Genomic DNA, 12,393 nt, shown 5'->3' with positions numbered 1-12,393 from the left:
CTCCTCAGGCCATCTGCGCGGCGGTGGCAACTTCGGCAGGCTGTGCCGAACGCACGGTGCGCCAAGTGTTGTAAGCCATCAGCAACATGCCGCTGAGGAATACCGCACCGCCCACCAGCCGCACGATGAAGCCTGGGTGGCTGGCCACCAGGGTTTCGACGAAGGAGTAGGTCAAGGTGCCATCGTCGTTGATCGCACGCCACATCAGGCCCTGGGCGATGCCGTTGACCCACATCGAGGCGATGTAGAGCACGGTGCCGATGGTGGCCAGCCAGAAGTGCGCGTTGATCAGGCCAAGGCTGTACATCTGCTCGCGACCGAAGACTTTCGGGATCATGTGGTACAGCGCGCCGATGGAGATCATCGCCACCCAGCCGAGGGCGCCGGCGTGTACGTGGCCGATGGTCCAGTCGGTGTAGTGGGAGAGCGAGTTGACGGTCTTGATTGCCATCATCGGCCCTTCGAAGGTCGACATGCCGTAGAACGCCAGGGACACCACCAAAAAGCGCAGGATCGGGTCGCTGCGCAACTTATGCCAGGCGCCCGAGAGGGTCATCATGCCGTTGATCATGCCGCCCCAGCTTGGCGCCAGCAGGACCAGGGACATCACCATGCCCAGCGACTGTGCCCAGTCCGGCAGCGCGGTGTAGTGCAGGTGGTGCGGACCGGCCCAGATATACAGGGTGATCAATGCCCAGAAGTGCACGATCGACAGGCGATAGGAATACACCGGACGCTCGGCTTGCTTGGGCACAAAGTAATACATCATGCCGAGGAAACCGGCGGTGAGGAAAAAGCCTACTGCGTTGTGCCCGTACCACCATTGCACCATGGCATCCGTCGCACCGCCGTACAGTGAATAGGACTTGGTCAGGCTGACCGGGATTTCCAGGTTGTTGACGATATGCAGGATCGCCACGGTGATGATGAACGCACCGAAGAACCAGTTGCCGACGTAGATGTGCTTGGTGTTGCGCTTCATCACCGTGCCGAAGAACACGATGGCGTAAGCCACCCAGACGATGGTGATCAGAATGTCGATCGGCCATTCCAGCTCGGCGTATTCCTTGGAACTGGTGTAGCCCAGCGGCAAGCTGATCGCGGCCAGCAGAATCACCAGTTGCCAGCCCCAGAAGCAGAACGCAGCGATTTTCGGCGCGAACAGCTGGGTCTGGCAGGTACGCTGCACGGAGTAGAAGGAGCTGGCGAACAGCGCACAGCCACCGAACGCGAAGATCACCGCGTTGGTATGCAGCGGGCGCAGGCGGCCGAAGCTGGTCCAGGGCAAGTCGAAGTTGAGCGCAGGCCAGACCAATTGGGCAGCGAGAAAAACCCCGAGCCCCATGCCGACGATGCCCCACACCACCGTCATAATGGCGAATTGGCGGACCACCTTGTAGTTATAGGCGGTACTTAAAGTAGTGTTCATGGTTCCCCATCCACGGTTCAACCCAAGCAGAGCGGCACTTGGGCTGGAGTTATAGGCAGACTGAATAGCGAGGCAAGCATGGGCAAAGAGCACAAGGCCAGTATTGACGGGGATCAATGGGCGCAGTGTGTGCGGGAACGCGGCTGGCTCTGGGATGTCGCCTCGAACACGGCGGCGGGGCGGCCGGTGACGCTGATCCTGGCCCACGGCGCCGGCGCTCCGATGGACTCACCCTTCATGAACGACATGGCTGCACGCCTCGCCGGGCATGGCGTGAGCGTGTTGCGCTTCGAATTTCCGTATATGGCCCAGCGTCGCATCGACGGTGGAAAACGCCCGCCAAACCCGGCGCCGACATTGCTGCAGGCCTGGCGCGAGGTGTACACCGAGGTGCGACGTCATGTCGCTGGGGCCGTGGCTGTTGGCGGCAAGTCCATGGGCGGGCGCATGGCCAGCCTGTTGGCCGACGAGTTGGGCGCCGACGCACTGGTGTGCCTGGGGTACCCGTTCTACGCGGTAGGCAAACCGCAGAAACCCCGGGTCGAACATTTGGCCGAGCTGAAGACGCCGACGTTGATCGTGCAGGGTGAGCGCGATGCCTTGGGCAATCGGGCCGCGGTAGAGAGTTATGCGTTATCGCCGGGCATCGAGGTGATGTGGCTGGTGGCGGGGGATCATGACTTGAAGCCATTGAAGGCTTCCGGGTTCAGTCATGAGCAGCATCTGGAGGCTGCGGCGGTGCGGGTGGGCAGGTTTCTCGGTGCCTGTTAAGGCTTATCGGGGGCAGCCCCCTCCCACACTTGATGTACTCACAATCAAAATGCAGGAAGGTTCTACACCCCGATAGCGGTCTATCGGTTGAAACGCTCGACCAAGGAATACTGGCTGTTAGCTGTATGAGTCAGCTCCTCACTCAGTTGCGCCGAGTTCAGTGCCTGTTCCGAGGTTTGATCGGCCAGCAGCGCAATCGTGCTGATATTGCGGCTGATCTCTTCGGCCACCGAGCTTTGCTCCTCGGTCGCGGCGGCGATCTGGCTGGTCATGTCGGTGATGTGCGCCACCGCCTCGCTGATACCCACCAGCGCCTGATCCGCTTCCATCACCCGCGCCACGCCTTCTTCGGCCTGGCGATGCCCGGCGTCCATGGTCTGCACGGCCGCGCTGGCGGTTTGTTGCAGCTTGGCGATCAACGCATGGATTTGTCCGGTGGACTCGGTGGTGCGTTGCGCCAGCTGACGCACCTCGTCGGCCACCACTGCGAAGCCGCGACCCATTTCCCCGGCGCGCGCCGCTTCGATGGCCGCGTTCAGGGCCAGCAGGTTGGTCTGGTCGGCAATGCCTTTGATCACGTCGACCACACCACCGATCTCGTCGCTGTCCTTGGCCAGTTGGGTCACGGTCACGCCGGTTTCGCCCACGGCGGTGGACAAGCGCTGAATCGCCTCGCGGGTTTCCCCGGCGATATCGCGGCCACGACCGGTGAGGCGGTTGGCTTCCTGCGTGGCATCGGCAGTACGTTGCACATGGCTGGCGACTTCCTGGGTGGTCGCGGCCATCTGGTTGACGGCGGTGGCCACCTGCTCGGTTTCCACACGCTGGCGTTCCAGGCTGCTGGAGCTGTTGTGCGCCAGGGTGTTGGATTGCGCCGCCTGGTCGTTGAGATGCTCGGCAGTGTCCTGCAAGCGCGTCAGACATGTCCTCAAGCGTGCCTCCTGGCTGAGAATCGACATCTCCAGGCGCGCCTGGGCGCCACGGCTGTCGGTGTACATCTGCGCGATCAACGGGTCGGAGGTGGTCTGCTCGGCCAGGCGCAGCAGGCGCTTGAGGCCACGCTGTTGCCAGCTCAGCCCCAGCAGGCCCAACGGCACCGACAGTGCGGCGGCCAGGGCGAAGCCCCAATGGGAGTTGAGCCACGCACCGATCATAAAGCTCAACTGGCTTACCAGGATAAACGGCAGCCAGTCCTGCAGCACCGGCAGCCATTTGTCGCGACGTGGGATCGCCGACTTGCCCTGGTTGATGCGTTGATAGAGCGCTTCGGCCCGGCGGATCTGCTCGGCGGTGGGTTTGACCCGCACCGATTCGTAGCCGATCACCTGGTTGCCATCGAAGACCGGCGTTACATAGGCGTTAACCCAGTAGTGATCACCGGTCTTGCAGCGATTCTTGACAATGCCCATCCATGGCAAGCCTTGTTTGAGCGTCGACCACATGTGCGCGAATACAGCCGCCGGTACATCCGGGTGACGCACCAGGTTATGCGGGGCGCGCAGCAGTTCTTCACGGCTGAACCCACTGATTTCGACAAACGCGTCGTTACAGTAAGTGATCACGCCCTTGGCATCCGTGGTGGAGATCAACCGTTGCTGAGCGGGGAAGGTACGTTCGCGCTGGGTAACGGGTTGGTTATTACGCATGATTGTTCAATCCGCAAGGCTTTCAGGGGGTATCGACCGGCACGGAGGTTTATTTAACTTATTTTTGCAACAATCAGCCGGCCAGCATCGGATACGTAAACAACCCGAAGTGAAGCAGGTTCAAGCCAAAATGCGTGGCAATTGCCGCGCCCAGGGCGCCAAACCGGAAAGCCAGGCCGTAGCCGACCCCGGCGATGCTCGCCAGCAGCACCCAGTGCCACCCCGCGCCCACATGCACCAGGCCGAACAACAGTGATGCCAGCAGCAGTGCGAGGTTATCGCCGTAGGGCAGGTGCTGGAACCGTTGGCTCAAGCCGCCTTGAATGTAGCCACGGAACAGCGCTTCTTCCACCAGCGTGACCAGCAGCAGGTTATTGAGCACCCACAGCCAGGCCTGGTCCGGCCATTTCGGTGCCCAACTGATGACACCGAGCAGGGCCGCGCCGCCCAGGGCCGCGATGGCGGTCAGGGTCAAGGCCAGGGCGGTGACGCAGATCGACAGGCGCAACGCACGCCGGGCCACGATCCAGGGGCAGGCCAGCAGCAGCCAGAAGCCGATGAGGGGTTTGTCCTGGTTCAAGTACATCGAGAACGGCACCGCATCGGGGGTGAAGCGCTGCGGGTCGATCCCGCGACCATTGTAGAAACCGGGCAGCCAGTGCATCGCCAGGCCCAGCGCCACTACGATAAACAAACCATGGCCCACGTAGCGCGCCCAGGGTGCGCGTTGCCGGCGCACGGCATAGCCGGCGAACCACAACAGGGCGACTGATACAACCGCCAGCGCGCCGAGTTGGCCGTAAGCCAGGGCTGTTACATAACCGATGGAAAGCAGTGCCAGGTACAGCCAGGGCAATGTCAGCATGGGAAGATCCTTGAAAAAAACGGGCGGCATTATAGCGAGCATCCCTGCAACCCGCATGAAACCTGGCTACAAGGTCTTGGCCCGCCTCCCTACGCGCAGCACCAGCCACAACGCGCCCGCAATCAACACCCCGCCATACAGGTGGGCCATCGACAGGGGTTCATCCAGTAATAACGCGCCCCACAGCACCCCGAACGGTGGGATCAGGAACGTGGTGGTCATCGAACGCACTGGACCGATGGCCGTCAGCAAGCGGAAGTACAGCACGTAGGCCAACGCCGTACACACCAACCCTAAGCCCAGCAACGATACCCAGACCCGCCAGCCACCCCAACTGGCCGGAGGCTGATACACCGCGCTGACGGCGAAAAGGGGTAACAGAAACAAGCTAGCGCCGAGCATGCTGCCCAGGGCGGCGAGGCGGCTGTCCAGGCCGCCGCGTTGATCCAGCCAGCGGCGTGCCAGGAAACCGGCAAAACCGTAGCAAGTGGTGGCCAGCAGGCAGGCGAGGGCGCCCATCAGCAAGGGCAGGTCGAATGCCATCGGCCCGGCGCGGGTGAGCACGGCCACGCCCATCAGGCCCAGGCACACACCGGCGATTTTCGAGAAGGTCAGGCGTTCGCTGAAAAACAGGCCGCCAATCAATACGCCCATCAGCGGCGTAGTGGCGTTGAAAATCGCTGAATAGCCGGCCGGCAGGACTTGGGCGGCCACCGAGTACATCGTCGCGGGGATCCCGGAATTGATCACCCCCAGCAGCAGGACAGTCCAGAATTTGCCGTGGAAATCCCATTTCACGCGCATCGCGGCCAACATCACCAGCAGCCCGGCGGCGGCGATCGACACGCGAAAAAATGCAGTCGGCAGCGTACCGATTTCCGGCGCGATGATGCGCATGAACAGAAAGCTCGCGCCCCAGATAGCGGCCAGCCCCAGCAGGTACAGGGTGTCGACAGGTCTCACGGAAAACTCCTACGCCAATAAGCCGGCGAGTGTTGCCCAGAGGCCTGCCTGACACAATCCCTGATTGCTGGGCGAGGTAAAGCCGCTCCATGGCGGATGCAGGGTTTGCATGGGGCGGACCCGCGCCGCAAAAAACCTTCTTCTCCTGGGTTCGCGCACTGGCTAAGCTCAAGGGCTTCCAGATGCCCGTTCGAGGTTTCCCGCATGTCGCAACCCACGCCCGCCCTCGCCATCGCCCGTACGATCCTCGAAGGCTTCGACGATTACCGCGAACATTTTCGGCGGATCACCGACGGTGCCCGCGAGCGGTTCGAAAAGGCCCAGTGGCAGCTGGGCCAGGCGGCATCGGCGGCGCGTATCAATCTGTATGAAGAAAAGGTCGGTGAAGTCACCGCGCGTCTGCGCGCCGCGTTCGATGCCGGCGATCTGCTGGACATCGACCTGTGGCCCCTGGTGAAAAGCGCCTATATCGGCCTGATCGATCTGCGCTTCGACGATGAGTTGTCCGAGACCTGGTACAACTCGATCTTCTGCGGCCTGTTCAGCCATGACTTGATCAGCGACGGCTGCATGTTTATCCACACCACCCGGCCCAGCCTGCGGCGCGCACGAGCGGCGCAAACCCGCGTCTACGCGCCGGCCGGGCAGATTGGCGAGATGCTCGGGCAGATCGTTGAGGACTTCCGGTTCAGCGAGCCCTACGCCGACCTGGCGGCCGACTTGCGCAGGCTCGAAGCCCAACTGCGGGAAAACCTGCCGGATTGGGTGTGCAAAGACCCGGACCTCAAAGTCGAGCTGTTTTCCTCGGTGCTCTACCGCAATAAAGGGGCCTACCTGGTGGGGCGCATCTATACCCGCGACGAGCAATGGCCGTTGGTGATCCCGCTGCTGCACCGTGAAGGCCAGGGCATCCGCATCGACGCATTGATCACCGACGAGGCCGAGGTGTCGATCATCTTCTCGTTCACCCGCTCCTACTTCATGGTGGATGTGCCGGTGCCGGCGGAGTTCGTCGGTTTTTTAAAGCGCATCCTGCCCGGCAAGCACATCGCCGAGCTGTACACCTCGATCGGGTTCTACAAGCATGGCAAGTCGGAGTTCTACCGCGCATTGATCAACCACCTGGCGAGCACCGACGATCAGTTCATCATGGCTCCCGGCGTGCGCGGCATGGTGATGAGCGTGTTTACCCTGCCGGGCTTCAATACGGTGTTCAAAATTATCAAGGACCGTTTCTCGCCGTCCAAGAACGTCAACCGCGCCACGGTAATTGAGAAGTATCGGCTGGTAAAAAGCGTCGACCGCGTCGGGCGCATGGCCGATACCCAGGAGTTCGCCGATTTTCGCTTTCCGTTGAGCAAATTCGACCCCGACTGTCTGGCCGAACTGCTGGAGGTCGCCGCCGACACCGTCGAAGTGGAGGGCGACACCGTGCTGATCCGCCACTGCTGGACCGAACGGCGCATGACCCCGCTTAATCTTTACCTGGAAAACGCGAACGATGCCCAGGTGCGCGAAGCCCTGGAAGACTACGGCCTGGCCATCAAGCAGTTGGCGGCCGCGAACATCTTCCCCGGCGACATGCTGCTCAAGAACTTCGGCGTCACCCGCCATGGCCGTGTGGTGTTCTACGACTATGACGAAATCTGCTTTCTCACCGAGGCCAACTTTCGTCACATACCCGCGCCGCGCACCCCCGAAGACGAAATGGCCAGCGAACCCTGGTATTCCATCGGTCCGCTGGATGTGTTCCCGGAAGAATTCCCGCCGTTCCTGTTCGCCGACGCCGGCCAGCGCAAGCTGTTCGATGAATTGCATGGCGAGTTGTACAACGCCGATTACTGGAAAGGCCTGCAGGAGGCGATTCGCGCGGGCAAGGTGATCGATGTGTTTCCGTACCGGCGCAGGTGGGGAGAAATATCTTGAGCAACGGTCGTTAAGCAAATTCTGGAGCGCGCTATCCCAAACTACCGGCAATTATAAAATTGCCAGTAGTTGAGGGTAGTAGGAGGCGAGTTTACTTTTTGGCCAGAAAGGGCGTGTTTTTGTTAGTTTCCAGCAGCTTGTCACTCCAGTTGCTCAAACGATTTCTGTCGGTTTCGTTGGACGAAGTGCTCTGGCTTTTAGAAGTTGCCTGATAGAGCTGGTTCATCGACTCCTTGTAAGCGTTGTCAATATTTTTGGTTGGAAGCCCCTTGTCCTGCAGTTCAATTTTTCTCTGTAGTAAACCTATAGGTCTATCAACGGAGCTTCGATCGAAGTTGGTCGCGGGAAAGTCGGTGGGAAGACTTTTTAAGGTTTCAATTGTCTTCCACGAGCCGGAAGAGGCTGCCGATGCGCCTTGCGGCATGCTGTCGGGTGTACGTTGGTGCTTTACCGCAAATGAGTGTCCATAGCCGCCGTCGCGGGAGGAAGACATACGGTCTATTGGCATAATAAGCTCCGTTTTCAGTGATAGTGTTTTGGTATTCAGATATACCCGGCAATCTATTGAAACCTGCGTATTCCACCCATCAAATCGGACTTCCGCTTTTGGGTAGTGCGAAAGTAATACAAGGAGCTGTAGTAAAAATCGCTGCCAGGTCAGGCACGAGGGATTGCAATGTGATGCAACATCTCCTGACGTCTCAAAATCTGCGACAATCCCCCGCATTCCATCGACCGACGCTGCGCAGGTCTCACCTGCCTCACCCAAAAGACCCTTGCCGCCCTGATGACTGAACAAGCGCCCACTATCGACCAACTGCTCAAAAACCTCGATCACGCCATGCTCGCCGACCGTCACCGCTTGCGTCGGCAACTGCTTGAGTTGCGCAAGAAACCCGACGAGGAAAAGTTGGCGCAGTGGGTCGCGCGCATGCAGGCATCCTGTGCCCAGGTGACAGCGCGGCGCGCCAGCCTGCCGGTGATCCGCTATGACGACAGCCTGCCGATTGCCGCCAAGCGCGATGAGATCAAGGCCGCGCTGCAAGCGCATCAAGTGCTGATCATCGCCGGCGAAACCGGTTCGGGTAAGACCACCCAGTTGCCGAAGATCTGCCTGGAGATCGGTCGCGGCCAGTACGGTTTGATCGGCCACACCCAGCCTCGCCGGATCGCTGCGCGCAGCGTGGCCAGCCGCGTTGCCGAAGAACTGGCCACGCCCCTGGGCGCGCTGGTCGGTTACCAGGTGCGTTTCGAAGACCAGAGCGACGCCAACACGCTGATCAAACTGATGACCGACGGCATTCTGCTGGCGGAAACCCAGAACGACCGCTACCTGGAACGCTATGACACGATCATCGTCGACGAAGCCCACGAACGCAGCCTGAACATCGACTTCCTGCTCGGCTACCTCAAGACCCTGCTGCCGCGCCGCCCGGACCTGAAAGTCATCATCACCTCGGCGACCATCGATCTGGAGCGCTTTTCCAAGCACTTCGACGATGCGCCGATTGTCGAAGTGTCGGGCCGCACGTTTCCGGTGGAGACCTGGTACCGCCCGCTGACGCTGGAGCAGGACGAGGAGGGCAACCGCGTCGAGGATGACCTGACCGTGGACCAGGCGATCCTCGCCACCCTCGATGAAATCGCCGCCTATGAGCGCAGCGAGCGCCGCAGCCCCGGCGATGTCCTGGTGTTCCTGCCGGGCGAGCGCGAAATTCGCGACGCCGCCGACATGCTGCGCAAGGCCCAACTCAAGCACACCGAGATCCTGCCGCTGTACGCGCGTCTGTCGCCCGCCGAACAGCAGCGGATTTTCCAGTCACATCCAGGTCGGCGCGTGGTACTGGCGACCAACGTCGCGGAAACTTCGCTGACCGTACCGGGCATTCGCTACGTGATCGACAGCGGCACCGCGCGCATCAGCCGCTATAGCTACCGCGCCAAGGTGCAGCGCCTGCCGATCGAGGCGATTTCCCAGGCCAGCGCCAACCAGCGTAAAGGTCGCTGCGGCCGGGTTGAGCCGGGTATCTGTGTGCGGTTGTACAGCGAAGAGGACTTTAACGGTCGCCCGGAATTTACCGACCCGGAGATCCTGCGTACCAACCTCGCCGCCGTGATCCTGCAGATGCTGCACCTGCGCCTGGGCGAAATCACCGACTTCCCGTTTATCGAACCGCCGGACGGCAAGGCCATCAGCGACGGTTTCAACCTGCTGCAGGAATTGTCGGCGGTGGACCGCAACAGCCAGCTCACGCCGCTCGGCCGGCAATTGGCGCGCCTGCCGGTGGACCCGCGCATGGGGCGTATGTTGCTGGAAGCGGCCAAGCTTGGCAGCCTGCAGGAAGTGCTGATCGTGGCCAGCGCCATGTCGATCCAGGACCCGCGCGAGCGGCCGCCGGAGCGCCAGCAGGCCGCCGACCAGGCCCACGCGCAGTGGAAGGATCCGGACTCGGACTTCGCCGGGTTGGTGAATTTGTGGCGCGGTTTTGAAGAGCAGCGCCAGGAGCTGACGGCCAGCCCGCTGCGTAACTGGTGTCGCAAGAACTTCCTCAACTACCTGCGCCTGCGCGAATGGCGCGATTCTCATCGCCAGTTGAGCCTGATTTGCCGCGACATGCAGCTGAGCCTTAATAAAGAACCGGCGGACTACCCCAAACTGCACAAGGCCGTGCTGTCCGGCCTGCTCAGCCAGATCGGCCAGAAAACCGAGGACGGCGATTACCTGGGCGCGCGTCAGCGACGCTTCTGGATTCACCCGTCCTCGGGCATCGGCAAAAAGCGCCCGCAGTGGCTGATGACCGCCGAACTGGTGGAAACCACCAAGCTGTATGCACGCATGGTGGCCAAGATCGACGCCGACTGGATCGAGCCGCTGGCCGGGCACCTGATCAAGAAAAACCACTTCGAGCCGCATTGGGAGAAGAAGCGCGGCCAAGTGGTGGCGTTTGAGCAGATCACCCTGTTCGGGCTGATCGTGGTCGGCCGCCGGCCGGTGCATTACGGGCCGGTCGACCCGGTCGTCTCTCGGCAATTGTTTATCCGCGAAGGCCTGGTGCGCGGTGAGATTCAGTCGCGCGCCAAGTGCCTCAGCGCCAACCAGCGCTTGCTGGAACAGCTCGACGAACTGGAAGCCAAGGCCCGCCGCCGCGATATCCTGGCCGACGAAGAAACCCTGTACGCCTTCTACGATGCGCGCTTGCCGGCGGAGATCCACCAGACTGCGACCTTTGACAGCTGGTACAGAATCAACAGCCAGAAAGACCCGCAATTGCTGATCATGCGCGAAGAGGACGTGCTGGCCCGCGAGGCCAGTGAAGTCACCGCCGCGCATTATCCCGACACCCTGCACCTGGGCGATCTGGCGCTGGCTTTGAGTTACCACTTTGAACCCAATCATCCGCGCGACGGCGTGACCCTGCGCGTGCCGGCGCCGCTGTTGCCGGCGTTGCCCGCCGAACGCCTGGAGTGGCTGGTGCCCGGGATGATCGAAGCCAAGTGCATCGCGCTGGTGCGCAACCTGCCCAAGGCCCTGCGCAAGAACTTTGTGCCAGTGCCGGACTTCGTCAAGGCTGCGCTGCAGCGCATCGAATTCGGCCAGGGCTCATTGCCCCAGGCACTGGGGCGCGAACTGCTGCGTATGACCGGCGCTCGGGTCAGCGACGAAGCCTGGGCCGAGGCGGCGCAGCAGGTGGAGAATCACCTGAAGATGAACCTGGAAGTGGTCGACGGTCAGGGCAAGTTCCTAGGCGAGGGCCGTGACCTGGCCGAACTGACCGCACGCTTCGCCGAAGCCAGCCAGGCCGCGTTGGCCGTGCCGCAGACCGCGAAGAGCCAGCAACCCGTGGAGGCCAAGGTGTTTGCGGCGGTGGCCGAGAAGACCCAGCAAAACATCGCCGGGCTGTCGATGACGGTGTACCCGGCCCTGGTGGAAGAGAATGGCACGGTCAAGGAAGGGCGCTTCTCGACCGCCGCCGAGGCTGAATTCCAGCACCGTCGGGCGTTGCAGCGCCTGCTGATGCAGCAACTGGCGGAACCGGCCAAATTCCTGCGCGGCAAATTGCCCGGTCTTACCGAGTTGGGCCTGATGTACCGTGAACTGGGGCGTGTCGACGCGCTGGTCGAGGACATCCTGCTGGCCAGCCTCGACACCTGTGTGTTGGAAGGCGAAACCAGCCTGCCGCGTGACGGTGCCGGCCTGGCAGCGCTGGCCGACCGCAAGCGCGGCGGCTGGACCGAGCACGCCGAGCGCCTGGCGCGCCTGACCCTTGAGGTGCTGAAGCTCTGGCATGGCCTGCAAAAGCGCTTCAAAGGCAAGATCGACCTGGCCCAGGCGGTGGCCTTGAATGACATCAAGCAGCAATTGAGCAACCTGGTGTACCCAGGCTTCGTGCGCGAAACCCCGGCGCAATGGTTCAAGGAACTGCCGCGCTACCTCAAGGCCATCGAGCTGCGCCTGGAGAAGCTGCCCAGCCAGGTACAGAAAGACCGGGTGTGGAGCGGCGAACTCAGCGGCCTGTGGATGCAGTACCAGAACCGCCTGAACAAACACACCCAGGAAGGCAAGCGCGACCCGCAACTTGAGCTGTACCGCTGGTGGCTGGAGGAATACCGCGTGTCACTGTTTGCCCAACAGCTTGGAACCAAGGTGCCGATTTCCGACAAGCGATTGAGCAAGCAGTGGAGCCTGGTCGAGGCCTGATCTCTTTCTCGTTATCCAGGCAGGCAGACCAATATATGAGAGGGTGCGTGTCCCCTCTCATGGTGAAACCATCTGGCAGATGACGCCAAATCCC

At 61.6% G+C, this 12,393-nt stretch carries 8 protein-coding genes; 3 read left to right on the top strand and 5 right to left on the bottom strand.

What is annotated here, in order from left to right; all coding sequences use genetic code 11:
* Positions 1–4 precede the first annotated feature (4 nt).
* Positions 5–1,429 carry a cytochrome-c oxidase, cbb3-type subunit I gene (ccoN, locus tag G7025_RS01320; protein WP_181076051.1) on the bottom strand — a complete coding sequence of 475 codons (1,425 nt, stop codon included), beginning with the start codon at positions 1,427–1,429 and terminating at the stop codon, positions 5–7.
* Between the two features lie 78 nt (positions 1,430–1,507).
* On the opposite strand from ccoN, the gene G7025_RS01315 reads away from it, so the two are divergent.
* The gene (locus tag G7025_RS01315) at positions 1,508–2,200 is read left to right on the top strand and encodes an alpha/beta family hydrolase (protein ID WP_181076049.1); all 693 of its coding nucleotides are present in this window, start codon (positions 1,508–1,510) and stop codon (positions 2,198–2,200) included.
* 80 nt (positions 2,201–2,280) lie between these two features.
* Here the strand turns inward: G7025_RS01315 and G7025_RS01310 are convergent, their stop codons facing one another.
* From G7025_RS01310 to G7025_RS01300, 3 genes are all read right to left on the bottom strand, one after another.
* Complete coding sequence (locus tag G7025_RS01310) at positions 2,281–3,846, bottom strand: methyl-accepting chemotaxis protein (RefSeq protein WP_181076047.1); 1,566 nt, start codon at positions 3,844–3,846, stop codon at positions 2,281–2,283.
* A 73-nt stretch (positions 3,847–3,919) separates the two neighbouring features.
* On the bottom strand, positions 3,920–4,711 hold the full coding sequence (locus G7025_RS01305; RefSeq protein ID WP_181076045.1) for a CPBP family intramembrane glutamic endopeptidase: 792 nt from the start codon (positions 4,709–4,711) through the stop codon (positions 3,920–3,922).
* 66 nt (positions 4,712–4,777) lie between these two features.
* Complete coding sequence (locus tag G7025_RS01300) at positions 4,778–5,674, bottom strand: DMT family transporter (protein WP_181076044.1); 897 nt, start codon at positions 5,672–5,674, stop codon at positions 4,778–4,780.
* A 204-nt stretch (positions 5,675–5,878) separates the two neighbouring features.
* On the opposite strand from G7025_RS01300, the gene aceK reads away from it, so the two are divergent.
* Complete coding sequence (gene aceK, locus G7025_RS01295; protein WP_181076042.1) at positions 5,879–7,600, top strand: bifunctional isocitrate dehydrogenase kinase/phosphatase; 1,722 nt, start codon at positions 5,879–5,881, stop codon at positions 7,598–7,600.
* Positions 7,601–7,691: 91 nt separating this feature from the next.
* On the opposite strand, the gene G7025_RS01290 is transcribed toward aceK, so the two are convergent.
* The gene (locus tag G7025_RS01290) at positions 7,692–8,438 is read right to left on the bottom strand and encodes a hypothetical protein (RefSeq protein WP_181076040.1); all 747 of its coding nucleotides are present in this window, start codon (positions 8,436–8,438) and stop codon (positions 7,692–7,694) included.
* Between G7025_RS01290 and hrpA the strand changes: the two genes are divergently transcribed.
* A complete protein-coding gene (gene hrpA, locus G7025_RS01285) occupies positions 8,388–12,299 on the top strand; it encodes an ATP-dependent RNA helicase HrpA (RefSeq protein WP_181076038.1) in 3,912 nt (1,303 codons plus the stop codon). The two genes, G7025_RS01290 and hrpA, sit on opposite strands and share 51 nt — an antisense overlap.
* Positions 12,300–12,393 lie beyond the last annotated feature (94 nt).

The organism is Pseudomonas lurida (assembly GCF_013522705.1).
Taxonomy (GTDB): domain Bacteria; phylum Pseudomonadota; class Gammaproteobacteria; order Pseudomonadales; family Pseudomonadaceae; genus Aquipseudomonas; species Aquipseudomonas quebecensis.
The sequence above is the reverse complement of the archived record's forward strand: the minus strand, read 5'-3'. Positions and strand labels throughout refer to the sequence as shown.